Source organism: Pseudoxanthomonas sp. 134C1 (assembly GCF_057773065.1).
This window is the reverse complement of sequence record NZ_JBYMTH010000006.1, coordinates 225052-248562: the sequence shown is the minus strand read 5'-3', so window position 1 is coordinate 248562 and position 23511 is coordinate 225052. Positions and strand designations below refer to the sequence as shown.

22 protein-coding genes are annotated in these 23511 nt (G+C 68.3%); 1 reads left to right on the top strand and 21 read right to left on the bottom strand.

The genetic code is table 11. The features are described 5' to 3' along the window. Positions 1-53 precede the first annotated feature (53 nt). From AC3DEZ_RS13625 to AC3DEZ_RS13560, 14 genes are all read right to left on the bottom strand, one after another. Positions 54-1253 (bottom strand): chemotaxis protein CheW, encoded by a 1200-nt coding sequence (locus AC3DEZ_RS13625; RefSeq protein WP_488388688.1) that lies wholly within the window; start codon positions 1251-1253, stop codon positions 54-56. Next, on the bottom strand, positions 1250-2032 hold the full coding sequence (locus tag AC3DEZ_RS13620; protein WP_488388687.1) for a ParA family protein: 783 nt from the start codon (positions 2030-2032) through the stop codon (positions 1250-1252). The genes AC3DEZ_RS13625 and AC3DEZ_RS13620 overlap by 4 nt, the downstream gene beginning before the upstream one ends. Beyond that, entirely contained in the window at positions 2032-3000 is a 969-nt protein-coding gene (gene motD, locus AC3DEZ_RS13615) for a flagellar motor protein MotD (RefSeq protein WP_488388686.1), read from the bottom strand. Before motD ends, AC3DEZ_RS13620 begins: the two co-directional genes overlap by 1 nt. A 12-nt stretch (positions 3001-3012) precedes the next feature. Further along, positions 3013-3753, bottom strand: coding sequence for a flagellar motor protein (locus AC3DEZ_RS13610; RefSeq protein WP_447102449.1), 741 nt, complete (start codon positions 3751-3753; stop codon positions 3013-3015). Positions 3754-3890: 137 nt separating this feature from the next. After that, positions 3891-5744, bottom strand: coding sequence for a chemotaxis protein CheA (locus AC3DEZ_RS13605; RefSeq protein ID WP_488388685.1), 1854 nt, complete (start codon positions 5742-5744; stop codon positions 3891-3893). Between the two features lie 39 nt (positions 5745-5783). Continuing rightward, complete coding sequence (locus tag AC3DEZ_RS13600; RefSeq protein ID WP_447102447.1) at positions 5784-6398, bottom strand: protein phosphatase CheZ; 615 nt, start codon at positions 6396-6398, stop codon at positions 5784-5786. Beyond that, the gene (gene cheY / locus AC3DEZ_RS13595) at positions 6398-6778 is read right to left on the bottom strand and encodes a chemotaxis response regulator CheY (protein WP_141452861.1); all 381 of its coding nucleotides are present in this window, start codon (positions 6776-6778) and stop codon (positions 6398-6400) included. Before cheY ends, AC3DEZ_RS13600 begins: the two co-directional genes overlap by 1 nt. A 341-nt stretch (positions 6779-7119) precedes the next feature. Beyond that, positions 7120-7866, bottom strand: coding sequence for an RNA polymerase sigma factor FliA (locus AC3DEZ_RS13590; protein WP_447102446.1), 747 nt, complete (start codon positions 7864-7866; stop codon positions 7120-7122). After that, complete coding sequence (locus AC3DEZ_RS13585; protein WP_447102445.1) at positions 7863-8741, bottom strand: MinD/ParA family protein; 879 nt, start codon at positions 8739-8741, stop codon at positions 7863-7865. Before AC3DEZ_RS13585 ends, AC3DEZ_RS13590 begins: the two co-directional genes overlap by 4 nt. Beyond that, on the bottom strand, positions 8731-10203 hold the full coding sequence (flhF, locus tag AC3DEZ_RS13580; protein ID WP_488388684.1) for a flagellar biosynthesis GTPase FlhF: 1473 nt from the start codon (positions 10201-10203) through the stop codon (positions 8731-8733). Before flhF ends, AC3DEZ_RS13585 begins: the two co-directional genes overlap by 11 nt. A gap of 158 nt (positions 10204-10361) precedes the next feature. Next, positions 10362-12443 carry a flagellar biosynthesis protein FlhA gene (flhA, locus tag AC3DEZ_RS13575; RefSeq protein WP_447102443.1) on the bottom strand — a complete coding sequence of 694 codons (2082 nt, stop codon included), beginning with the start codon at positions 12441-12443 and terminating at the stop codon, positions 10362-10364. Next, positions 12440-13570, bottom strand: a complete 1131-nt coding sequence (gene flhB / locus AC3DEZ_RS13570; RefSeq protein ID WP_447102442.1) for a flagellar biosynthesis protein FlhB — start codon at positions 13568-13570, stop codon at positions 12440-12442. Before flhB ends, flhA begins: the two co-directional genes overlap by 4 nt. Before the next feature lie 797 nt (positions 13571-14367). After that, positions 14368-15348, bottom strand: a complete 981-nt coding sequence (locus tag AC3DEZ_RS13565) for a GGDEF domain-containing protein (RefSeq protein WP_488388683.1) — start codon at positions 15346-15348, stop codon at positions 14368-14370. A 274-nt stretch (positions 15349-15622) separates the two neighbouring features. Further along, positions 15623-16393 (bottom strand): hypothetical protein, encoded by a 771-nt coding sequence (locus AC3DEZ_RS13560; RefSeq protein WP_488388682.1) that lies wholly within the window; start codon positions 16391-16393, stop codon positions 15623-15625. Positions 16394-16537: 144 nt separating this feature from the next. Between AC3DEZ_RS13560 and AC3DEZ_RS13555 the strand changes: the two genes are divergently transcribed. After that, the gene (locus AC3DEZ_RS13555) at positions 16538-17392 is read left to right on the top strand and encodes a LysR family transcriptional regulator (protein WP_488388681.1); all 855 of its coding nucleotides are present in this window, start codon (positions 16538-16540) and stop codon (positions 17390-17392) included. A gap of 853 nt (positions 17393-18245) precedes the next feature. Here the strand turns inward: AC3DEZ_RS13555 and fliR are convergent. The 7 genes from fliR to AC3DEZ_RS13520 all read right to left on the bottom strand — a co-directional run bounded on the left by fliR (position 18246) and on the right by AC3DEZ_RS13520 (position 22730). After that, positions 18246-19037 carry a flagellar biosynthetic protein FliR gene (gene fliR / locus AC3DEZ_RS13550; RefSeq protein WP_488388680.1) on the bottom strand — a complete coding sequence of 264 codons (792 nt, stop codon included), beginning with the start codon at positions 19035-19037 and terminating at the stop codon, positions 18246-18248. A gap of 144 nt (positions 19038-19181) precedes the next feature. After that, a complete protein-coding gene (locus tag AC3DEZ_RS13545; protein WP_488388679.1) occupies positions 19182-19451 on the bottom strand; it encodes a flagellar biosynthetic protein FliQ in 270 nt (89 codons plus the stop codon). A gap of 113 nt (positions 19452-19564) precedes the next feature. Next, complete coding sequence (fliP, locus tag AC3DEZ_RS13540; protein WP_488388678.1) at positions 19565-20398, bottom strand: flagellar type III secretion system pore protein FliP; 834 nt, start codon at positions 20396-20398, stop codon at positions 19565-19567. Continuing rightward, a complete protein-coding gene (gene fliO / locus AC3DEZ_RS13535; protein WP_488388677.1) occupies positions 20395-20799 on the bottom strand; it encodes a flagellar biosynthetic protein FliO in 405 nt (134 codons plus the stop codon). Before fliO ends, fliP begins: the two co-directional genes overlap by 4 nt. A 5-nt stretch (positions 20800-20804) precedes the next feature. Next, a complete protein-coding gene (fliN, locus tag AC3DEZ_RS13530) occupies positions 20805-21143 on the bottom strand; it encodes a flagellar motor switch protein FliN (protein ID WP_488388676.1) in 339 nt (112 codons plus the stop codon). Further along, positions 21140-22186 carry a flagellar motor switch protein FliM gene (gene fliM, locus AC3DEZ_RS13525; protein ID WP_447102434.1) on the bottom strand — a complete coding sequence of 349 codons (1047 nt, stop codon included), beginning with the start codon at positions 22184-22186 and terminating at the stop codon, positions 21140-21142. Before fliM ends, fliN begins: the two co-directional genes overlap by 4 nt. 16 nt (positions 22187-22202) lie before the next feature. Then, positions 22203-22730 (bottom strand): flagellar basal body-associated FliL family protein, encoded by a 528-nt coding sequence (locus AC3DEZ_RS13520; protein ID WP_488388675.1) that lies wholly within the window; start codon positions 22728-22730, stop codon positions 22203-22205. Positions 22731-23511 lie beyond the last annotated feature (781 nt).

Genomic DNA, 23511 nt, shown 5'->3' with positions numbered 1-23511 from the left:
CTCTTTCGAAGGGGGAGGAAATGCTCAGCTTTCCCGAATCCCGAATCTCCGCCTTACTTCAGCAACTCCGAGGCATCCAGCAGGATGACCGTGCGTCCGGACAGGCGCGCCACGCCGCGAAACAGCGGATGGGTGATGCGGCACATGCGGGTGTTGTCGGGGGGCTCGATCTGGTGTTCGGTCAACGAGGTGACGTCTTCCACCGCCGACACGCGCAGGCCGAGGATTTCGCCGTTTTCCTCCAGCACCACGATGCGGACGTGGCTGTCCGGCGTGATCGCGGCGCGACCCAGGTACAGGCCGAGGTCGAGTACCGGCACCACCTGGCCGCGCAGGTTCATCACGCCCAGCATGTGCGGGGCCGCCCCGCGCAGCGGCAACAGGGTGGTCGGCAGCACCACTTCCTGCACCTTCAGCAGTTCCAGCGCGTAGTGCTGCTCGTCGCAGCGCATCCGCAGCCAGCGGGTGCTGCGATCGCTGGCGCGGCGGCGTTCGCCGTGCGGGGAACTGGCCGGCAGGTCATCGTCCTGGCGGCGGCGCTGCAGCATGTCGAATACCGGTTTGGCGTACGCCGGAATGGCGGCGGGCGCGGTGACCGGAACGACGGGTGTCGGTTGCGGCGGCGGAACCGGTTTGATCGGGGTTTCAGCGACGACGGCGGGCGACGGTGGAACCGGCTCGGGCGCGATTTCCGGCGCGCGCGCGCCGGGCGCGGCGCCGCCATGAAGGTGATCGAGCAGGGATTCGAATTCGTCGTCCGTGATCAGATCGCCGGCCGGCGCCGTGAGCTTCGCGGGGAGCGCCTCCACGGGTGTCATCGGGATCTCCCCGTTCTCTGGAATGGGCATGGGTTCGGTGGAGGCGGCGGCCACCGCGGTGATCGGGATTTCCCGCGGATCCGCCGCGGGCGTCGGAAGCGGTGCGGCTTCCATCTGCCGCAGCGCCAGGATCGCCTCGGGATCGTCGGCCACCGCGATGCCCCGGGTGGTCGCGAGCAGGCGTTCCAGCACTTCCTCGTGCGCGGCATCGAACGCTTCGGCCGGGGTCATCGATTCGCCGGAGGAAACCGCCAGCGCGAGGACCGGGGGGGCAGGCGCGGGCGATGCGTCGGCCGCCGCCCGCGCGGTGTCGAGCGCGATTGGCACCACCTGCAACGGCGTGGCCGGCACGGCGGCGACCGGCGCGGGCGCCGGCGCGATGTCCGCGCCCAGCAGATCCCGCAGGTAGTCGTCCAGCGCCGGCTGCGCGTTCACGCGGCCTGCTCCATCTGCACGCGGTCGCTGCTCAACAGCCAGTCGAGCGCGCGGCGGTAGGCGGACAGGCCGCGTCCCGGGTACTGGCTGGCCGACAGCGGCTTGACCAGTTCGTCGACGCTGCAGATGCGGGTGTCGTTGGGAATGGCGTCGTCCCACACGCGATCGCCATGGGTTTCCTGCATCTGCCGCAGAGTGTCGTTGCCGGTGCGGGTGCGCTTGTCGTGCAGGGTCGGCAGCACCGAGGCCGGCAGCGGGCGGCGGCGCGAACGTTCGATCATGTCCACGGTCCGGCACATGCCGTTCAGGCCGTGCAGCGCCAGCGGCTCGGTCTGGGTCGGGATGATCACGCGATCGGCCGCGGCCAGCGCGTTGACCATCAGAAGGCCCAGCGTGGGCGGACAGTCGAACAGCACGTAGTCGTAGTCCTGGCCGCCGCGCGCGAGCGCGTTGGCCAGTGCCAGGCCCAGTCCGGGCTGGGTGGCGCTGCGGCGTTCCAGCGTGGCGAGCGCGGTCTGCGCGGCGACGAAGGACAGGTTCTCGATGCCGGTCTCGCGCACCAGCGGCGCCAGTTCCACCGCGGCCTGATCGAACAGATCCAGTACGCCGGCCGGTGCCGGTTCGGCCGGCACGCCGAAGGCGCGGGTCAGCGAGGAATGCGGATCCAGGTCCATCAGCAGGACGCGCTGGCCGCGCATCGCCAGGCCGCGTCCCAGCGCCAGGGTGGTGGTGGTCTTGCCCACGCCGCCCTTCTGGTTGGCGATTGCCCACACGCGCATCAGTTCGATCCTCCTTCAAGGGTGTGCGCCAGCGCATCGGCATCGGCGGCCGTGGCGGGCGTCAGTATTTCAGCCGGCGCCGGCGTGATCGCCGGCGGCGCGGGTGAGGCCGCAATCGCAGGCAGCGAACCGCCCGGCGCGTGCTCGCCTTCGCTGGCCAGGATCACCAGCAACACCCGGCGGTTGCTGTTGCGGCCTTCCGCGGTGGCGTTGTCGCCGATGGGGCGGAACTCGCCGTAGCCGATCATCGCCAGCCGCTCCGGCGGGATGCCGTCGCGCACGAACAGGTGCACCACGCTGGCCGCGCGCGCCGCCGACAGTTCCCAATTGGACGGGAACTGGAAGGTGCGGATCGGCCGGTCATCGGTATAGCCTTCCACGCGCACGCCGTTGGGCACGCCGGCCAGCACGTCGGCCAGGCTGGACACGGTGCTCTGTGCGGCCGGTTCCAGCGCGGCGGAGCCGGTGGCGAACAGGATGTCGCTGTTGATCTGCACTTCCAGCCAGAGCTCGGCGCGGCGCACCACCACCAGCTTCTGATCGACCAGGGGCGCCAGCGCCTTCTCGATGTTGTCGGCGATGGTGTCCAGTTGCTGGTGGGCGTTCTGCATGCCCTTGGCGTCCACGCTCATGTTCATCTGCGAGGCCATCGCCGCCAGCAGGGTGACATTGGGCGCGGGCGAGGGCGCGGACGGGCCCTGCTTGGCGCCGGACTTGATCGGCGAGGGCCGATCGAAATCGGCGCCCTGCAACTGGTGGTTGCCGACCTGGACCGGATTGATGGTGCGCGGCGCGCCGCCGAACGCGGCGGTGAGCGCGTCGGCCATCACCCGGTACTTGCCCTCGTTGAGAGTGGAGATGGCGTACATGACCACGAAGAAGGCCAGCAGCAACGTCATCAGATCGGCATAGGGGATGGCCCAGGCCTCGTGGTTGACGTGTTCCTCATGGGATTTCCGGCGTGCCATGCGGGTGCCCGATCAGTGCAGGAAGCCGGCCAGCTTGGATTCGATGTTGCGCGGATTCTCGCCCTGGGCGATCGCGATCAGGCCCTCGATGATCATCTCGCGCTCGCGGCTCTGCCCGCCGATGACGCTCTTGAGTTTGCTGGCGACCGGAAGGAAGAACAGGTTGGCCGAGGCGATGCCGTAGATGGTCGCGGTGAACGCGGCGGCGATGCCGTGGCCCAGCTTGCTCGGATCGGCCAGGTTCTTCATCACCGCGATCAGGCCGAACACCGCGCCGATGATGCCCAGGGTGGGCGCATAGATGCCCATCGCCTCGAACACCTTGGCGGCGGCCAGATCCTGGTGCTCCTGGCTGTTGAGATCGATTTCCAGCATGTGCCGGATCGCTTCCGGCTCCAGGCCGTCGACCAGCATCTGCAGGCCCTTCTTCAGGAACGGATCGCTCTGTTCGTTGACCAGCGGCTCGAGCCCCAGCAGGCCCTGCTTGCGGGCGATGTTGCTCCACTCGACGATCTGCGCGACCAGACCATCGTGGTTCGCGCCCGGCGGGCGGATCACCCAGCGGGCGATGGACACGGCGCGCTTGAACACCGCCGGCGGCGTGTGCACCAGGATCGCGGCGACGGTGCCCAGGATGACGATGACGAAGGCCGCCGAGGACCACAGCGACGACACGCCGGCGCCCTTGAGGATGCTGCCGCCGACGAGGGCGACCAGGGCGAGGATGAGACCGATGAGGCTGAAGATGTCCATATGCAGTGGTATCGGCGGTGGCGGCCCGGACTTGAGACGGGGGACGGGCGGGAGGCGTGGGTCGCGACCGCGGTCACAGGGTCATGCGACGGTCATCTTCCGCGGACGCGGAAACCCGGGAGCCGGGCGCGGAACGGTTACGCCGCCGCTTCGCGCAGGCCATCGACATCCAGGATCAGGGCCATGCGGCCATCGCCGATCAGGGTGGCGCCGGCGTAGCCGCGCAGGCCGCGCACCGCGCGCGGCAGCGGCTTGATCACCACTTCCTCGCGCCCGCGCACCTGGTCGACCACCAGGCCGAATCGCTGATCACCCATCTGCAGCACCACGATGGTCAGCAGCGGCGCCTTGATCGCTTCCACACCCAGCCAGCGGCGCAGATCGACCAGCGGCAGGGTGTTCGATTGCCGGTCCAGCACGGCCTGGCCGTCGAACCAGCGCAGGCTGGAGGCCGGCGCGTGCAGCACCTCCATCACCCGCGCCAGCGGCAGCGCGTAGACCGGCTCGCCGGCCTGCACCAGCAGGGTCGGCAGGATCGCCAGGGTCAGCGGCACCCGGATCAGGAAGCGGCTGCCGCGGCCCAGCTGCGAATGGATCTGGATCTGCCCGCTGAGTTCGCGGATGCGCGACTGCACCACATCCATGCCGACGCCACGCCCCGAGATATCGGTGATCTCGGCCTTGGTGGAGAAGCCCGGCAGGAAGATCAGATGCAGGCATTCGTCGTGCGACAGGCGGGCGGCGGCTTCCGGTTCGATCAGGCCTTTTTCCAGCGCCTTGTCGCGCAGCCGCTCCGGATCGATGCCGGCGCCGTCGTCGCGGATCTCGATGGTGACGTAGTCGCCTTCCTGTTGCGCCGCCAGCCTCACCTGGCCGCTGCGCGGCTTGCCGGTGGCCTCGCGCAGGTCGGGGAGTTCGATGCCATGGTCGATGGCGTTCCGGACCAGGTGCACCAGCGGATCGGACAACGCTTCGACCAGGTTGCGATCCAGTTCGGTGTCCGCGCCGATCAGTTCGAGGTCCACTTCCTTCTTGAGGGAACGGGCCACGTCGCGCGCGACCTTGGGAAAGCGCGAGAACACCTTGCCGACCGGCTGCATGCGGGTGCGCATGACCGCGTTCTGCAGACGCGCGGTGGCGATGTCCAGGCCACTGACCGCGCGGTCCAGTTCCTCGTCGCGCAGGCGCGCGCGCAGGGTCTTGAGACGGTTGCGCGAGAGCACCAGTTCGCCGACCAGATTGACGATGGCGTCCAGCCGCTTGGTGTCCACGCGGATGGTCTGCTCGGCCTCGCCCGCGCGCGCGGCCGGCCGCGGTGGTGCGGCGGGAGCGGCGGGTCGCGGCGCGGCGGGAGCCACGGGGGCCGCCGGTGGCGCGGAGGTGGTGCCGGGCGCGGCGCCGCCGTGCAGCTGATCCAGCAGCGCTTCGAATTCGTCCTCGCTGATCAGATCGCCGGCGCCGGGCGCTGGCGCGGCCGGGGCCGCCGGCGTGCCACCGCCGTGGAGCTGGTCGAGCAGGGCTTCGAATTCGTCGTCGGTGATCAGATCACCGACGGCCGCGACGGCCGGATGCGACGCCGCCACCGGCGCGGTTTTCGCCACCGGCGCGCCGCCGGTGTCGACATTGAACTGGGCAATCAGCGCGGCGGGCGCGTGCGGCGGCTCCTCGCCGGCGCCGACGGCGTCGAGCATGCGCTGCAGCCAGTCCAGCGATTGCTGGGCGGCATCGAAATGATCCGCTTCCAGGGTCGCCTTGCCGGCGCGGACCATGCCCAGCGCCTCCTCGGCGGCATGGCACAGGTGCACCATCGCCTGGATGCCGAGGAAGCCGGCGCCGCCCTTGAGCGTGTGGAAGCCGCGGAACACCGCGTTGAGCTGTTCGCTGTCGCCGGGATCCTGTTCCAGCGTCACCAGCTGCTCGCCGAGGCGATCCAGGATTTCCTGGGCTTCGATGAGGAAGTCGGCGGCGATTTCGGGAGTGACGGCGGACATGGTTCGGCTCGGGTTCGGCAGGGAGGCGCGGGCGGACGGCTAGAGGCCCAGCCCCGACAGCAGATCGTCGGCGTCGTCCTGCGAGAAGGCGTTCTTGTCCAGGCCGGCGACGGCGGGGCCGGCGAGGCCATCGTCTTTTTTCTTTTCCGGCGGCGGCAGGCCGAGTTCGCCGAAGCCTTCGTGCACGCGGCGGACGATGCCCGCGACCCGGCGGATGATCTGGCCGGTGAGATCCTGATAGCTCTGCGCGAGCGCCATTTCCGACAGGCCGGCGCGGATCTGGTCCACCACCCGGGTCTGTTCGCCGCTCAGCGTCGTCGCCTTGAGCTGGTCGGCCAGCTCGCGGCACTGCTCGGCCAGGTCGAGGGTCTTGTGGCTGGCCTGCTCGGTCATCGCGACCACATGGTCCAGGCGCGCGCAGGCGTCGTCGAGGTCGCCCGCGCCGTGGGTGGGCGGCAGTTCGCCGAGGGTCTGCGCGAGTTCGCGGGCCAATCGGCCCAGCCCCTGCATCATCGGCTGCGTGCGCCAGGCCGCGATGGTGTCCAGCTCGCGCCGCCAGCCGGCCTCGTCGCCCTGTTCCAGCGCATCCAGTGCGTGCTGCAGGCGTTCGACCAGCGCGGCGCGGGCGCTGCCGGCTTCCATGACCGCAGCCATCAGGCCGCGGCCCCGAGACGTTCGAAGATCTTGCCGAGCTTTTCTTCCAGGGTCTGCGCGGTGAACGGCTTGATGATGTAGCCGTTCACGCCGTTCTGCGCCGCCTCGATGATTTGCTCGCGTTTGGCCTCGGCGGTGACCATCAGCACCGGCAGGGTCTTGAAGCGGTCGTCGGCGCGGATCGCCTTGAGCAGTTCGATGCCGGTCATGCCCGGCATGTTCCAGTCGGTGACCACGAAGTCGAAACTGCCCTGGGCCAGCGCGGTCAGCGCGCTGGAGCCGTCGTCGGCCTCGGCGGTATTGGTATAGCCCAGATCGTTGAGGAGGTTCTTGATGATGCGGCGCATCGTCGAGAAGTCGTCCACGATCAGGATCCGCATGTTCTTGTTGGCTGTCACGAAGGGCTCCGGGTGCAGCAGGGTAAAGGGGGCTCGAGAGCCTTATCGGCAGGCGGCGGGAAAACTTTTGGCCGGGATTGGGGGGAGGCGGGGATTGGGGATTCGGGATTTGCAAAAACGGGGCTTTGCCTCCCCCTTTGCAAAAGGGGGATTGAGGGGGATTTGCTCTTGGCGCCAACAGCAAGCGCTTTTCAACCGCCGAATGGCGGGTCAATCCCCCGTCGCCCGCTCCGCGGGCGCCCGCCCCCTTTTCCGCTTTCAACAGCCAAATGGCTGGTCAAGGGGGCTCTTCCAATCCCGAATCCCCAATCCCCAATCCCGACTCAATCCTCCAGCCCGGCGTCCACGCTCTCGAACACGTTCAGCCGGCCACGCAGGCGCAGCATGGCCTGGCCGTGGATCTGGCAGACACGCGACTCGCTGACGCCGAGGACCGCGCCGATTTCCTTCAGGTTGAGTTCCTGCTCGTAATACATGGACAGCACCAGCTGTTCGCGCTCGGGCAGCTGGCCGATGGCCTTGATCAGCGACTGGCGGAACTCGCTGCGTTCCAGCTGCTGCTGCGGGTTGGGACCGCCGCTGACCACGGTCTGCGGTTCGCCGTGATCCTCGATGTGCGATTCCAGGCTCAGCACCTGGCCGCGGGCGGCGTCCTCCAGCAGGCGCAGGTATTCGGGCAGCGGCATCTCCATCGCCGACGCGACCTCGGTGGCGATGGCGGCGCGGCCGGTGCGCTGTTCGATTTCGCGCACGGTGGCGGCGGCCTGGCGGGCGCGCCGGTGCACCGAGCGGGGTACCCAGTCGCCACGGCGGATCTCGTCGATCATCGAGCCGCGGATGCGGATCGAGGCGAAAGTCTCGAACGAGGCGCCCTGTTCGGCGTCGTAACTGCGCGAGGCTTCGAGCAGGCCGATCATGCCGGCCTGGATCAGATCGTCGATCTCCACGCTGGCGGGCAGGCGCGCGGCCAGGTGATGGGCGATGCGGCGGACCAGGTCCGCGTGCGTCGTGACGAAATCGGTGGCCGCCGCTTTCTGGACGGCACGGTATTGGGCGGCGCCGGTACTCATGCAGGCACGCTCCGGTTGATCATGCGTTCGACGAAGAATTCGACATTGCCGCGTGCCCCGGTCGGCGGCTGCCAGCGCGCGGTGACCCGGGCGATTTCGTTGATGGCGCGCGCCGACGGACTGCCCGGGTACGCCTTGACGACGGCCTGCTGGCGCTGCACCGCGCGACGCAACCAGTCGTCCTGCGGCACCGCGCCCAGATAGTGCAGGGCGACATCGCCGAGGAAGCGCTCGCATACGCGGGCCAGCTTCTCGTACAGCTTCCGGCCTTCGTTGGGATCACGGACCATGTTGGCGATCACGTGCACGCGGTCCACGCCGCGCTCGCGCGAGAGCACCTTGACCAGGGCGTAGGCGTCGGTGATCGAGGCCGGCTCATCGCAGACCACCACCACCGTGTCCTGCGCGGCCTGGCAGAAGGTCAGCACGCTGTCGGTGATGCCGGCGGCGGTATCGACCACCATCACGTCGAGGGCGCGCTGCAGTTCCGAGAACACGTTGACCAGGCCGACATGTTCGGCCGGCGAGAGTTCGGCCATGTGCCGGAAACCCGACGAGGCGGGGACGATCAGCAGGCCCTCCGGACCTTCCAGCAGCACGTCCTCCAGCTGGCAGCGCTGCGCGACCAGATCGGCCAGGGTGTACTTGGGGGTCAGGCCGAGCAGCACGTCGACATTGGCCAGGCCCAGGTCGGCGTCCATCAGCAGGGTGCGCTTGCCCATCTCGGCCAGCGACGCGGCCAGATTGACCGACACATTGGTCTTGCCGACGCCGCCCTTGCCGCCGGTCACCGCGATCACGCGGACCGGATGGAAGGCGCCGGTCAGCGGCGGGGTGCTGCGCGGATTGGTCTGCAGCAGGTGTTCATGCGACATGGATGGTCTCCGCGTGGCTGGGTTCGTCGGCTTCGCGGCGCAGCTGGTCCAGGCGCAGGACCAGGTTGGGCGCGCTGGCGCGGTGCAGATCGTCCGGCACGCGCTGGCCGTCGGTGATCCAGGCCATCGGCAACTGGTGATCGACAATGACGGACAGCGCGCTGCCGAGCCGCCCGGTCTCGTCCACCTTGGTCAGCACCACGCCGTGCGGCTGGGCGCCGCTGAAGCGGCGGACCACTTCGTCCAGATCGCCGAAATGCGAATTGGCCGGCAGCACCAGCAGGGTGTGCACCTGTCCGGCGGCGCGCAGCCAGTTGAGCTGGCCGACCAGGTTGCGATCGCGCTGGCCCATGCCGGCGGTGTCGATCAGCACGAGCTTGTAGTCGCGCAGGCGCTCCAGGGTCTGGGCCAGGCGCACATCGCTGTCGGCCTCGTGCACGGCGATGCCGAGCTGACGGCCGTAGCTGTGCAACTGTTCGCGGCCGCCCACGCGCACGGTATCGGTGGTGACCAGAGCCACGTCGCGCGGATTGTGGCGATCGGCGTAGGCCGCGGCCAGCTTGGCGATGGTGGTGGTCTTGCCGGCGCCGGTGGGGCCGACCAGGGCGATCACGCCACCCTGTTCCAACGGATCCTGGGGCAGGATCGGCAGCTTGCGCGACAGCAGGCCCAGCATCAGGCCGCGTCCACGGTGCAGTTCGGTGTCGGCGGGAATCTGCAGGGCGACATCACGGGTGATGCCCGCATCGAAACCGTAGTCGTCCAGCAGGTCCATCGCCTGCGCGCGCACCGGCGAGCCACGCAGGCGCTCGTCGGTGAGGCGATGCATCTCGCCTTCGATCATCTCGCGCATCGCCGCCAGTTCGGCGCGCATCTGCACCAACTGCTCGTCCTCGGCGCGCGCGCGCGCGGCGTTGTCGGCGACCACGCTCAGGGTCGGTGCGGTGGGGGCTTCCGCCGGCGCCGCGACGGACACCGTCGCGGGTTCGGGCGCTTCCATCGGCACCGGCGGCAGGCTGGCGGCCAGGCGCGCGGCGAAGGAGTGCGGATCCACCGCGAAGGTGGCGGGAGCCGGACGTTCCGGTTCCATCGCGGCGGTCGGCGCGGGAGGCGACTGCGGGTCGTTCGTCGCCGGCGCCGCGGTCATCCGGCTGAAGTAGGCGGCGGCGGCTTCGGCCGGCGACAGCGCGGACGATTCATTGCGGGTCTGCTCACCGCGCGTCTGCGCCTGGGCGCCACGCGCGAATGACGGGACGGGCGGGGCCGGCTCGGCCGGCGCGGCCGGGCGCATCGCTTCGAGCGTCCGCTGCACCAGCGTCTCGTCGTAATTGGAGGCCGCCACGATCTCGACGCCATCGTCGGTCATGCGGTTGGAGAGGATGACCGCGTCCGGGCCCTGCTCCTGCCGGACCAGCGCGAAGGCGGTGCGCATGTCGGGAGCGACGAAACGTTTGATTTTCATGGGATGAGGCCGGGAATGGGGAATCGGGAATGGGGAATCGGGGAATCCTCGGCGCTGACGCGGCCGGGGTTCTCATCGCTGTGTCGTATTCGTTTCATCGTCTGTCTCCGCAATGGGAATCCGCTGTTGCGATTCCCCATTCCCCATTCCCGAACCCATCAACTAATCGTCCCCACCAGCTTCAACCGCTTGTCCTCCGGCACTTCGCTGTAGGACAGGACCGACAGCGTGGGCACGCTGTGGCGGACCAGCCGGGCCAGCGCGGCGCGGACGCCGCCGGGGACCAGCACCACCGCCGGCTCGCTGCGCGCGTCCTGCTGGGCGACGCAGTCGGCCAGGCTCTGGTGGAGCCGTTCGGCCAGGCCGGGTTCCAGCGCGGCGCCGGTGCCCTGCACGCTGTCCTGCAAGACACGTTCCAGTTGCGGCGCCAGGGTATAGACGGGAAGCTCCGGCGCCATGCCGGAGATTTCCTGGACGATGAAACGGCCCAGCGAGGTGCGCACGGCGGCGGTGAGCGCGGCCGGATCCGGGTTCTGCGGGCCGAACTCGACCAGCGCTTCCACGATCCGGCGCAACTGGCGGATCGGCACGCGCTCGATCAGCAGGTTCTGCAGCACCCGCACCACGGTCGACAGGGTGAGGGTCTTGGGGGTCAGGTCCTCGACCAGCTTGGGCGCGGTCTTGCCGAGGTTGGCGAGCAGTTGCTGCACTTCCTCATGGCCCAGCAGCTCCGGCGCGTGTTCGCGGACCAGGTGCGAGAGGTGGGTGGCGACCACGGTGGAGGCGTCGACCACCGTGTAGCCCAGCGATTCGGCCATCGCATGCTGGCCGGGCGTGATCCAGGTCGCGTCCAGTCCGAACGCCGGATCCCGGCCGGGGATGCCGTCGAGGGCGCCGAACGCGCCGCCGGGATCCAGCGCCAGTTCGCGGTCCGGATGGATCTCGGCGGTGGCGACCGGCACGCCGTGCACCAGCAGGCGATAGCCATTCGAGGGCAGTTCCAGGTTGTCGCGGATGTGCACCGGCGGCACCAGGAAACCCAGGTCCTGGGTGAGCTTGCGGCGCACGGCCTTGATCCGCGACATCAATTCGCCGCCCTGCGCCTTGTCCACCAGCGGAATCAGCCGGTAGCCCACTTCCAGGCCGAGCGGATCCACCGGACGCACCTCGTCCCAGGTCAGTTCGGCCTGCGGATTGGATGGCGCGGGCAGGGCGGGATCGGCGGCCGCGCCGCTTTCACCGCCGGCGCCGGGTTGCTGCTTTTTCCACAGCTTCCAGGCGATGTAGCCCAGCACCGCGGCCAGCGTCAAAAACACGACATTGGGCATGCCCGGCACCAGCCCGACCACGCCGATCAGGCTGGCGGCCACCGCCAGCGCCTTGTGCTGGCCGAATACCTGGCCAACCATCGCGTTGCCCATGTCCTGCGCGCGCGAGGCGCGGGTGACCAGCATCGCCACCGCCGAGGACACCAGCAGGGCCGGCAACTGCGCCACCAGGCCGTCGCCGATCGACAGCAGGGTGTAGATCTTGGCCGCCTCGCCGACCGGCAGGCCGTGCTGGAGCACGCCGATCGCCAGGCCGCCGACCAGGTTGATGAAGAGGATCAGGATGCCGGCGATGGCGTCGCCGCGGATGAACTTGCTGGCGCCGTCCATCGCACCGTAGAAGTCGGCTTCCTCGCGGACTTCCTCGCGCCGGGCCTTGGCCTCCTCGCGGGTCAGCAGGCCGGCGTTGAGGTCGGCGTCGATCGCCATCTGCTTGCCGGGCATCGCGTCCAGGATGAAGCGCGCCGACACTTCCGAGATGCGCCCGGCGCCCTTGGTGATGACCACGAAGTTGATGATGGTCAGGATCGCGAACACCACCAGGCCGACCGCGAAGTTGCCGCCGACCACGAACTCGCCGAATGCCTCGATCACCTTGCCGGCGGCGCCATGGCCGTCCTGGCCGTGCAGCAGCACCACGCGGGTGGAGGCCACGTTGAGCGCCAGCCGCAGCATCGTGGTCATCAGCAGCACGATCGGGAAGATGGTGAAGTCGAGCGGGCGGCGCACGTAGACCACCGCCAGCAGCACCACCAGCGAGATGGCGATGTTGAAGCTGAAGAGCGCGTCCAGCACCGGCGGCGCCAGCGGGACGATCACCATCGCCAGCATCGCCAGGACGATCAGCGGCGCGCCCAGGCCGTGGCGCAGCATTTCCATCATCCGGGAAGTGGGGCTGGGCACCGCGCTCATGCCGGCTTGCCTTCATCCACGTCCACCGCCGGCGGATCCGGATGCTCGGCCACGGTGCCGTCGCGCCAGGCGCGCAACTGGTAGACGTAGGACAGGATCTGGGCGACGGCGGTATACAGTCTCACGGGGATCTCCCGACCGAGTTGCCCTTCGCGATACAAGGCGCGTGCCAGTGGCGGCGCCGACACGATGGCGACCCGGTGGGCCTCGGCGACCTCGCGGATGCGCAGGGCGATTTCGTCCACGCCCTTGGCGACCACCCGCGGCGCACCCATCTGGCCGGCCTCGTACTTCAACGCGACCGCGTAATGGGTCGGGTTGACCACGATCACGTCGGCGGTCGGTACCTCCTCGATCATCCGGCGCTGCGACAGCTGGTGCTGCATCTGGCGGATGCGGCCCTTCACTTCCGGCCGGCCCTCGCTTTCCTTCAATTCCTCGCGCAGTTCCTGGCGGGTCATCTTCAGCTTCCGCATCCAGTTCCATTTCTGGTACGGCGCGTCGATGGCGGCCAGCAGCGCCAGCGCGCCGGCGCAGGCCAGCAGCAGGCTGCCAGCGAAGCCCATGCCGGTGCGCACGGCCTGTTCCAGCGGCATGGTCAGCAGCTCGCGCAGGGCGTTCAGGCCCAGCTTCAGGCTCAGGCCGGCGGCCAGGCCGACGAAGGCGACCCGCAGCAGCGACTTCAGCAACTCGGCCACGCTCTCGGCGCCGTACAGGCGCTTGAGGCCGGCCATCGGGCTGAGCCGCTTCAGGTCCGGCGTCAGGGCCTTGCCGGAAAAACGCAGCCCGCCCATCAGCACCGGGCCGATGAAGCCGGCCAGCAGGCACAGGACGACCATCGGCAGCACCACCCACAGCAGTTGCAGCAGCAGCGCGCCGACGTGGCCAAACAACTGGTCCGGGTGCTTGAACAGTTGGGGATCCGGGCTGAGCGCGATCTTCATCCAGCCCAGCGAGCCGCGTGCCAGCGGCGCCGACATCGTCAGCAGAGCGACCACGCCGGCACCGAACACCGCCGCGGTCGCCAGTTCGCGCGAGCGCGGGATGTTGCCCTGTTCGCGGGCCTCGCGCAGGCGTTTTTCACTGGGTTGTTCGGTGCGTTCGCCGCTTTCGTCCTGCTCGGACATGGGGGTGCGTCAGGGAGATTTGGCGGTGTTGGTGCAAGTCCCGTTCCAGTCGGGTGACGGAAACCGGGCGGGCGTCCGTGTCGGGGGGGATCCGGCTTTGTCTGGTGGGAGGGGCGTTTGGCCGCTTTCGGGGCGCTGGTGCGCGATGCCCCGCGGGCACGGGATGTCTACGCGCCTTCCGCGGGAGTCACTTTTCTTTGCTTGTGCAAAGAAAAGTAACCAAAAGAAAGCACACCCCTGGGCGGCGTGCCCTGCGCGCTGTGCGCTCCGGGTCCGCAATCGGTCCGGGAATTTTCGGAAGGGGCCTCCTGCCCCTGCCGAAAACGGCGCACGTCCTGTGCGCCGCCCTGCGGGTTTTACCCGGCCCGCTTGCCACGCCTGAACGGGGTCCCCGAAAAGCAAAGGCAAGAACAACAGCAACAGCAACAGCAACAGCTCCAACGGGAGTTGCCTGCTCCTGCTTTTTGCTTTGGTATTTGCTCTCGGGCCCCCTTCCGCAGCGGTGGCGGCGGTGGGCAAACCCGAAGGGCGCCGCACAAGGATGTGCGGCGTTTTGGGTCGGCACAGGATGTGCCGTCCCAAAATTACCGCCGGCGACACGAACCCCGGCCGCGTAGCGGCTGGGGCGCGAAGGCCGGGGTGTGCTTTCTTTGGTTACTTTCTTTGCACAAGCAAAGAAAGTGACGCCCCGCGGCGAGCGCGCCATCCGTGACAACCGCTAGCAATGACGCGCGCCAGCGCCAGAAAAGTACAAAAACCTCATGCGTCAGCGCCGCTAACCTCGTACGGATACCGACTCAGAACAGATCTTCGGCAATCACGTAATTGTCGCGCCCGTTGGACTTGGCCCGGTACAGCGCCGCGTCCGCATGCGAGAACCAATCATGCCAATCGCGCTCGTGGCCAAGCAGGGCACCGCCCAGGGAAATGGTGATGCGCCCACCCGGCCCGCGCAACGAAGCGCGCACCGCCTTGCGCAGGCGCTCCGTGGCCGCTTCCAACTCGTCGCGGTTGCCGGCCTGCAGCAGCACCACGAACTCCTCGCCGCCGAACCGGAACACCTGATCGTCCTTTCGCATCTCGAAACGCAGGATCGAGGCCAGGTTGGCGATGGCGTCGTCACCGGCCGCGTGGCCGTAGAGGTCGTTGACCTCCTTGAAACGGTCCAGATCCAGCACGATCAGGCCATATCGTGCCCGGCCCAATGCCTGCTGCTCGACCGCGTGGGTCAAGGCGCGTTCCATCATCCGGCGGTTGGGAACGTTGGTCAGCGCATCCAGCGAGGCCAGTTCCTGCAGCTCGACCCGGTCGTCCTGGCTGCGGGTGGCGAAGATGTAGGAGAACAGCGCGGTCAGCGCCGCCGTCACCAGGGTGGAGATCGCGTGGAACACGTCGGGGAAAATTCCGGGCAGCACGCACAGCGCCACCAGCATGGCGAGCCCGGCCCCCAGCGCCAGCCGGCGGTCGGCCAGGAAGAAGTTGGTCAACAGCACCAGGTACAGCCAGGTCAGGGCAATCGGGCCGATCAAGGCGACCGCCAGCAGGCAACCGCAGGAATTGAGCACGCACAGCAGGTTGCCGGCGCGCTGGCTGTTGCCGCTGGCGCGGGCGTAAATCACCACCCCGAGGATGGCGCCGGCGATGAGCGCGTCCACCAGCAGCGCGGTCAGATCGCCGTGCACCAGCCGGTAGATCGCGAACGCGGCGATCACCACGGTCGTGGTCACGCCCAACAGGGTGATCAGTTCCAGGCGGATGTCGCGGTTCTTGGGGGTCATCCCGGTCAAGTCTGGCGCCCGATGGCGCCCGCATCGTGATTTCGTCGTCTTTCCCGATGCAAGTCTAGTGCCGGAATTCCGACTTCGGGTGAATCCCGTCAAGGAACCGTTGCCGGACCGCCGGGCAACGCCTGCAGGAGCGACGTCGGTCGCGACCGGAACCCCGACATCCCGGCACCCAGGATGGACCGCTCTGTGGGAGCGACGTGAGTCGCGATTCGGGATTCCGGCGGCTCTTCGCGACTCACGTCGCTCCCACAGGAGGGTGGGGCATTCAGCGGGCCGGGATCAGGCTCAGATCGGCGCGGTATTCCCAGGTTTCGGTGTCCGCCGACACGACGGCCGTGACCAGCGCGGCAGCGGCATCGACCGCCTGCGGATCGGCGGATGCGGCGAGCCCGGCTTCCAGGCTGGCGCCACCGGTGCGGTCGTGGTCCTGCCATCCGCGCAGCGCGACCAGATGCAGATAGCCGGGTGCGTCGCCGCTGACCGGCTCGTACCAGCTGTGCGCGGGCGCGTCGGCCGGCAGCGCCGCGCGGGCGATCCGCACCGCCCGTTCGAACGCGGCGCGGGCGCCCGGCCGCACCACATAGCGGGTGACCAGCAGCCGCGGCGAAGGCTGCCAGCGTTCCAGCGGAAAGCCGCTGCTCAGGTCCCGCCGCAACCGGTAACTGGCGCGCAGCGCCGGTTCCACGAACGGAGTGACGTTGCGCGCGGCGTCGGCGCCGTCGCCGGCCGGATCGACGCGTCGATCAAACGCGGCGAACGGCGCGCCGAAACTGCCGTCGACGAACATGCCGGCGCGCTGGCCGTCGCTGACGTACCAGCCGTACCACACCAGCGGATCCCCGGTCTGCCGGTGCCAGACCAGGTGCCGGCGGTAGCCTTCGTCGAACGCGGCACGCTGGCCGGGCTTGGGCCAGTAGCCGAACAGGTGGGCGGCATCGCCGCTGTCGCGGGTGGAAGCGGCGGGATTGGCGGCCGAAGCGGCGGGGATGCCAGGCAGCAGCGCAGCCAGCAACAGGACGGCGGACAGGAGTCGCATGGTGGTTTTTCCGGCGAAGGAGATGGTGTCAGCCTAGGCCGCCCGGACGCCGCCGGCCATTTCAAATCCCGGCGCCGCCATTCGATGACATGGAATGATCGCCCACGGCTTACCATCGGCGTTCCTCCCGCTTCCCGCCGGCCGATGCTTCCCGATTTCCGTCGCCTCGCCGTGTTCCGCACCGTGGTCGCCGAAGGCGGCGTCAATGCCGCCGCCCGCGCGTTGCACAAGTCACCGTCGGCGGTGACCTACGACCTGCAACAGCTCGAAGGCCAGCTCGGCACGCCGTTGTTCCGCCGCAACGGCAGCCGGCTGGTGCTGACGCCGCGCGGTCGGGTGCTGGCGGCCTCCATCGAACGCGCCTACCTGGATCTGGGCCAGGCCTGGGAAAACGTGCGCGAGGACGTGGGCGCCGAGCCGCTGCGGATCGCCTGCGTGTCCGGCTTCGGTCGCTATCGGTTGGTGCCGCGCCTGCTGACGCTGCTGCCCGAAGGGCGTCCACTGGAAGTGCTGTTCCGCACCGCCAGCCAGGTGCTGGCCTTGCTGGAAACCGGACGGGTGGCGCTGGGCGTGAGCTACCGCCCGCTGGTGACCACGGGGATCGCCTCGGTGCCGCTGGGCAGCGAGGAACTGGCGCTGGTCGGGCCGAAGACACGCCGTGCGACGCCGCGCGCGGCGGATATCGCGGCGCTGCCGTTCGTGACCTACGAGGAGTTCGAGTACGTGTTCTTCCGCTGGTTCGAGAGCCAGCGATTGCCGCTGCCGGCGCGCTGGCAGCGCAGCGATCATTTCGACGAGCTGGAGGAGGCGCTGGAAAGCGTGGCGCAGGGACGGGGTTGGTCGGTCGTGCCGCTGGATTCGGCGTTGGGAAGCGCATACCGCGCGCGGGTGCGGGTGCATCGGCTTTCGCGGCCCTGCTTGAACGATGTGCATCTGATCGGGCGGGAGCGCGATTTGCGTAGCGAGGATGCCGCGTTGTTGCGCAAGGCGGCGGTGTAGGGGCTCGCCTTGTCATCGTGTCCGGATGTGAGCAGAACGCGGGCGTCCGGGCGATCCGAAGCGTAGAGCGCGAGCCTGCTCGGCTGCTGTGGCTTTGGCTCCGTTTTTTTCTTTTGCTCTTCGTTCGTCATCGTAGTGGTAGTGGGCGCTGTCGCGCTGGTCGCTATCGGTTCTCACCGATTGCGCGCTCGCCGCGGGGCGTCACTTGACCAGCCATTCGGCTGTTGAGAAGCACTTCTTTGCTTGTGCAAAGAAAGTAACCAAAGAAACACACCCCTGGCGGCGTGCCCTGCGCTTCGCTCCGGGTGCGCAATCAGTCCGGGAATTTTCGGAAGGGGCATCCTGCCCCTGCCGAAAACGGCGCACGTCCTGTGCGCCGCCCTGCGGGTTTTACCCGGCCCGCTTGCCACGCCTGAACGGGGCCCCGAAGAGCAGACGCAACAGCAACAGCAACTGCAAGAGATCTGCATTGAGTGCGCTGGTGTTGTTGCCTTTGCCTTTGTCTTTGCTCTTGGGGCCCATCCGCAGCGGTGGCGCCGGTGGGCAAACCCGAAGGGCGCCGCACAAGGATGTGCGGCGTTTTGGGTCGGCACAGGAGGTGCCGTCCCAAAATTCCCGCCGGCGACACGAACCCCGGCCGCGTAGCGGCTGGAGCGCGAGGACCGGGGTGTGCTTTCTTTGCTTACTTTCTTTGCACAGGCAAAGAAAGTAAGGCCTCGCGGCGAGCGCACCATCTACGCCAACCGATAGCAGCCCGCGCGTCAGCGCCCAGTAGAGTAAGAGCAGCGAGGAAGTCTTGCTCAAGAACGCGGGAAGGCAGGCAAAACGAGGATAACGGTGGATCCTTGCCACCCTACGGCGTGATCTGCCGCGCCGCGTCGAACGTCTGATCGAAAAGGCGCTGCACCGGCGGCCCCAGCTCCCCCGACAACAACGCCAGCAGGAACAATCCGAGCAACAGCGCCGTCGGCAACCCCAACTGGATCGGATTCAGCGCCGGCGCCGCGCGCCCCAGCACGCCGAAGGCCAGATTCACCGCCAGCATCGCCACCATCACCGGCAACGCCAGGCTCAGCGCCGCGCGCAGGATCTGCATGAAGAACGCCGGTGCGCTCTGGAGCATCGCCTGCGGATCCGGCAGCGCGGTGCCGATGGGCAGCGAGTGATAGCTGTCCACCAGCAATGCGATCAGCGCGAGGTGGCCGTTGAGAGTGAAGAACACCAGCCCGAACGCCAGGTAAAACCACTGGCCGACCACGCCGGAATTGACGCCGCGCAGCGGGTCGGACATCTGCGCGAAGGCCAGACCGGTGCCCTGCGAAATCAGTTCACCCGCCAGCGCGCCGGCCTCGAAGGCCAACCGCAGCAGGAAGCCGATGCACGCGCCCACCGCCAGTTCGCGCGCGGCGGTCAGCACGTTGATCGAATCGAAAGCAATCTGGGTCGGCGGCGACGGCAGCATCGGCGCCAGCGCCAGTGACAGCGCGCCGGCCAGGATCACCCGCACCCGCACCGGCACCGCGCGGGTACCGACCAGCGGCATCGCCATCAGCATCGCGCCGGTGCGCAGCATCACCCACAGCAGCGCGTTGATCAGGCCAAACGCCTGCTGCCCGTCGATGACCATCTGGGTGGCGGCGTTCATCCGCGCAGCCCCGCCGGTTCATCACCGCACTCGGCGGGCCGTCCTGGCGAAAGAAATACGACGGCACCCGGACATTCCCCCCTTTGCAGAAGGGGGGGCAGGGGGGGATTCCCCCGCGATGCCTGGTCAACCGCCGTCATCGCCTCACCCAATCAGGTGCGGCAACCGCTGGAACAGCGCCGTGGTGTACTCCACCAGCGTGCCCATCAGATAGCCGCCCATGGCGAACAGCGCCGCGGTCAGCGCGACGGCCTTGGCGACGAAGGCGATGGTGGGTTCGTTCAACTGGGTCGCCGCCTGGATCACGCCGATGACCACGCCGACGATCAGCACCACCAGCAACAGCGGGCCTCCCACCCACAACGCGATCTCGAGGCCACCACGCAGTTCGGTCAAAGCGGTTTCGGGAGTCATTTTCTACGGGAATCGGGAATCGGGAATGGGGAATCGGGAATCGAAGTGCAGGAAACTCAGGGCCGCCGGGAAGTCGCTGTTACGATTCTCCATTCCCGATTCCCCATTCCCGGCTAGTTGAAACTCGCCGCCAGCGAACCGACGATCAGCACCCAGCCGTCGACCAGCACGAACAGCAGGATCTTGAAGGGGGCGGAGACCAGCATCGGCGAGAGCATCATCATGCCCATCGACATCAGCACGCTGGCGACCACCAGGTCGATGATCACGAACGGGATGAAAATCAGGAAGCCGATTTCGAAGGCGGTCTTCAGTTCGCTGGTGAGAAAAGAGGCCACCACGATCGGGAACGGCACGTCGGCCGGACCCGCGTAGCTGGCGTGACCGGCCATGCCGGCGAAGGTCATCAGGTCGGTTTCGCGCACCTGCGCCAGCATGAAGTCGCGCAGTGGCCCGGTGGTGAGTGTCCATGCGGTGGAGAAATCGATCTGGCCGTCCAGGTACGGGGCCATGCCCTGCGCCCACGCCTTTTCGCCGACCGGCATCATCACCAGCATGGTCAGGAACAGCGCCAGGCCGACCAGCACCTGGTTGGAGGGCGTCTGGCCGGTACCCAGCGCCTGCCGCAGCAGGCCGAGCACGATGATGATGCGGGTGAACGCGGTCATCGCCAGCAGGATCGACGGGATCAGGGTGATCGCCGTCATCAGCAGCAGCGTCTGCAGCGGCAGGCTGACGTTGCGATCGCCGATCTGGCCGACGTTGACGTCCGGCAGCGAGGGCAGGGTCGGCTTGCCCGGCGTCGCGGGCGCGGACGGCGCGGCGGTGTTCGCGGCGGCGGGCGTCGCGGGTGTCGCGGCGGCCTGCGCGTTCTGCGCGAAGGCCAGCACGGGCGCGGCCAGCAGCCACAGGCAGAGCAGGAAGGGCAACAGGCGACGCATCGTCATTTCTCTTTGCGCAGGCGCTTGGCCAGCAGTTCGGCGAAGTTGGGCAGGGGCTGTACCGGTACCGGCGGCAGCGGTTGGGGCAGGCGATGCAGGTTGGCGATGCCCCCCGCGCTGACACCCAGCAACAGCTGTTCACCGCCGACTTCGACCACCAGCAGGCGTTCCTTGGTCCCGACCGACAGGCTGGTGACCACCCGCAGTTGATCGTTCGGGCGCAGGCCCAGGCCGGTGCCGGGCAGGCGCTTGAGCAGCCAGGCCAGACCGAGGATCAGGCCCAGCACCAGGATCAGCCCGACCAGCGCGCCGCCGATGCCAGGCGTCGCGGGCGTCGCGGGCGCCGCGTGGCCGATCTTCTGCGCGGGCGCGGCGGCCGCGGCGAGGAGGGGAAGCGCGAACGACATGGGCATCAACGCAGGCGACGGATGCGTTCGCTGGGGCTGACCACATCGGTCAGGCGCACGCCGAAGCGTTCGTTGACGACCACCACTTCGCCGTGGGCGATCAGGGTGCCGTTGACGAGCACGTCCAGCGGTTCGCCCGCGCCGCGCTCCAGTTCCACCACCGAGCCCTGGTTGAGCTGCAGCAGATTGCGGATCGGGATGCGGGTGCGGCCGACTTCCAGCGACAGCACCACCGGCACGTCCAGGATGACGTCCAGGCTCATGTCGCTGAGGCTGCGTCCGGCGTCGGCCTGCAGGGCCTCGAATTGCGCGGCGGCGGCTTCTTCGGAGAGGGGTTGGTTCATGGCTGGGAATCCTGGGTGGCGATGTCGGAAGCGGTCGAGGCGAGCGAAGGGGCCGCGGGCGGTGGCGTGACCAGCGCGCCGGGAGGACGGTGGGCGAGGATCTTCACGGCGTTGTTGCCGTTGGAAGTGCCGAACTCGCCGGTGAACACCGGCACCTGTTCGACGCAGACCGGCACCGTGCGCGGCAGGTCGATGGGCAGCACGTCGCCCACCTTGAGGCGGGTGAGATCGCGCAGGCTGATGCGCTTCTCGGCCAGTACGCTGGACAGGGTGACCTCGGCGCCGCGCAGCAGATCGTTGACGCTTTCGCGGAAGCTGTCGTCGTCATGCACGCGGTCGGACTGGATGCCGGCGTCGAGCAGTTCGCGGATCGGCTCCAGCATGGAATAGGGCAGGGTGATGTGCAGATCACCGCCGCCGCCGTCGAGTTCGACGTGGAAGCGGCTGACCACCACGTACTCGCGCGGACTGACGATGTTGGCGAAGTGCGGATTGACTTCCGAGTTGATGTACTCGAAATCGACCGGCATCACCGGTGCCCAGGCGTCGATCAGATCGGTGAAGGTCTGCTTGAGCAGCAGGTGGATGACCCGCATCTCGGTGGCGGTGAACTCGCGGCCCTCGATCTTGGCCGGGTAGCGGCCGTCACCGCCGAAGAAGTTGTCCACCACCGTGTAGACCAGCTTGGGCTCGAACACGATCAGGCCGACGCCGCGCAGCGGCTTGAGCCGGATCAGGTTGAGGTTGGTCGGCACGTAGAGCGAATGCAGGTACTCGCCGAACTTGATCATCTCGATGCCGCGCACCGACAGGTCGGCCGAGCGGCGCAGCAGGTTGAACAGGCCGATGCGCCAGGTGCGGATGAAGCGCTCGTTGATCATCTCCAGCGTGGGCAGGCGGCCGCGGACGATGCGGTCCTGGCTGGCGAAGTCGTACAGGCGGGCGACGCCGGGATCCGGCGGCGGCTCGTCGGTGCCGATCGCGCCGGAATCGACGCCATGCAGCAGGGCGTCGATTTCGTCTTGCGAAAGCAGGTCGCTCATCATCGCGGGCTTTCCCTCACTGCATCACGAAACTGGTGAACAGCAATTGCTCGGCGCCGGGCTTGCCGGTCTCGGCCTTCATCAGCTTGCGCACCTCGGCCAGCGCCTGCGCCTGCAGCTTCTCCTTGCCGGCGCGGGTGATCAGCTCTTCGGCGTTCTGCTGGGCGAACAGCATCAGCAGCTTGGCGCGCAGGGCCGGGGCGTGCAGTTCGATGGCCTTGAGCGATTCCGGATCCCGGGTCATCAGCTGCACCTCGACCTGCAGGTAACGGGCGCCGCCGGCCGAGCCGATCAGGTTGACCACGAAGGGCGGTTCCAGGGCGAAGTACTGCGCGGGGGCGGGGACCTTGGAGGCTTCGGGCGCGGCCTTGGCTGCGGGCTTGGCGGGCGTGGCGTTGCGGGAGGCGAAGAACCAGGCGCCGCCACCGGCCGCGCCGGCGGCGATGAGCGCGACCAGGCCGATGATCAGCCAGGGCTTGCCCGCCTTGGGCGCGGGTTTGAGCAGCTTGGGGTCGGGTTTCTCGGCGGGGGGCACGCGGGGCATCTCCTGGGTGGACGGGGGAGGGGATGCAAGGGGTGTGCCGTGGGGCTGGCGCGTGGGCGCCGGAAATCCGGCGGGGTGCCACAGGGCCTCATGGGCATTGGCCCACCGCGCCATTTGTCCGGCGGTTGATTCGTTTGGGTACGGCGAATGGGCGCTGGTGCGCGTCGTCGCTATCGGCCGCCGGCCATGGTGCGCTCGCCGCGAGGCGTCACTTTCTTTGCTTGTGCAAAGAAAGTAACCAAAGAAAGCACACCCCGGCCTTCGCGCCCCAGCCGCTGCGCGGCCGGGGTTCGTGTCGCCGGCGGGAATTTTGGGACGGCACCTCCTGTGCCGACCCAAAACGCCGCACATCCTTGTGCGGCGCCCTGCGGGTTTGCCCACCGTCGCCACCGCTGCGGAAGGGGCCCCGAGAGCAAATGCCAAAGCGAAGAGCAGGAGCAGACAATTGCCCGCTGAGCCGTTGTTGTTGTTCTTGTCTTCGCCCTTGCCTTTGCTTTTCGGGGCCCCGTTCAGGCGTGGCAAGCGGGCCGGGTAAAACCCGCAGGGCGGCGCACAGGACGTGCGCCGTTTTCGGCAGGGGCAGGAGGCCCCTTCCGAAAATTCCCGGACCGATTGCGGACCCGGAGCGCAGCGCAGGGCACGCCGCCAGGGGTGTGTTTCTTTGGTTCCTTTCTTTGCACAAGCAAAGAAAGGGACGCCCCGCGGCGAGCGCACCATCGGTGGCTACCAACGAAAACTCCCGCGACAGCGCCCGAAAACAAAACATCCCCAAGACAACACG

Bases quoted from the DNA above. Each gene is read 5' to 3' on its own strand.
- AC3DEZ_RS13620 (WP_488388687.1), bottom strand. From the start codon at position 2,032: ATGCGCGTGTGGGCAATCGCCAACCAGAAGGGCGGCGTGGGCAAGACC.
- motD (WP_488388686.1), bottom strand. From the start codon at position 3,000: ATGGCACGCCGGAAATCCCATGAGGAACACGTCAACCACGAGGCCTGG.
- AC3DEZ_RS13610 (WP_447102449.1), bottom strand. From the start codon at position 3,753: ATGGACATCTTCAGCCTCATCGGTCTCATCCTCGCCCTGGTCGCCCTC.
- AC3DEZ_RS13605 (WP_488388685.1), bottom strand. From the start codon at position 5,744: ATGTCCGCCGTCACTCCCGAAATCGCCGCCGACTTCCTCATCGAAGCC.
- AC3DEZ_RS13600 (WP_447102447.1), bottom strand. From the start codon at position 6,398: ATGGCTGCGGTCATGGAAGCCGGCAGCGCCCGCGCCGCGCTGGTCGAA.
- cheY (WP_141452861.1), bottom strand. From the start codon at position 6,778: ATGCGGATCCTGATCGTGGACGACTTCTCGACGATGCGCCGCATCATC.
- AC3DEZ_RS13590 (WP_447102446.1), bottom strand. From the start codon at position 7,866: ATGAGTACCGGCGCCGCCCAATACCGTGCCGTCCAGAAAGCGGCGGCC.
- AC3DEZ_RS13585 (WP_447102445.1), bottom strand. From the start codon at position 8,741: ATGTCGCATGAACACCTGCTGCAGACCAATCCGCGCAGCACCCCGCCG.
- flhF (WP_488388684.1), bottom strand. From the start codon at position 10,203: ATGAAAATCAAACGTTTCGTCGCTCCCGACATGCGCACCGCCTTCGCG.
- flhA (WP_447102443.1), bottom strand. From the start codon at position 12,443: ATGAGCGCGGTGCCCAGCCCCACTTCCCGGATGATGGAAATGCTGCGC.
- flhB (WP_447102442.1), bottom strand. From the start codon at position 13,570: ATGTCCGAGCAGGACGAAAGCGGCGAACGCACCGAACAACCCAGTGAA.
- AC3DEZ_RS13565 (WP_488388683.1), bottom strand. From the start codon at position 15,348: ATGACCCCCAAGAACCGCGACATCCGCCTGGAACTGATCACCCTGTTG.
- AC3DEZ_RS13560 (WP_488388682.1), bottom strand. From the start codon at position 16,393: ATGCGACTCCTGTCCGCCGTCCTGTTGCTGGCTGCGCTGCTGCCTGGC.
- AC3DEZ_RS13555 (WP_488388681.1), top strand. From the start codon at position 16,538: ATGCTTCCCGATTTCCGTCGCCTCGCCGTGTTCCGCACCGTGGTCGCC.
- fliR (WP_488388680.1), bottom strand. From the start codon at position 19,037: ATGAACGCCGCCACCCAGATGGTCATCGACGGGCAGCAGGCGTTTGGC.
- AC3DEZ_RS13545 (WP_488388679.1), bottom strand. From the start codon at position 19,451: ATGACTCCCGAAACCGCTTTGACCGAACTGCGTGGTGGCCTCGAGATC.
- fliP (WP_488388678.1), bottom strand. From the start codon at position 20,398: ATGACGATGCGTCGCCTGTTGCCCTTCCTGCTCTGCCTGTGGCTGCTG.
- fliO (WP_488388677.1), bottom strand. From the start codon at position 20,799: ATGTCGTTCGCGCTTCCCCTCCTCGCCGCGGCCGCCGCGCCCGCGCAG.
- fliN (WP_488388676.1), bottom strand. From the start codon at position 21,143: ATGAACCAACCCCTCTCCGAAGAAGCCGCCGCCGCGCAATTCGAGGCC.
- fliM (WP_447102434.1), bottom strand. From the start codon at position 22,186: ATGAGCGACCTGCTTTCGCAAGACGAAATCGACGCCCTGCTGCATGGC.
- AC3DEZ_RS13520 (WP_488388675.1), bottom strand. From the start codon at position 22,730: ATGCCCCGCGTGCCCCCCGCCGAGAAACCCGACCCCAAGCTGCTCAAA.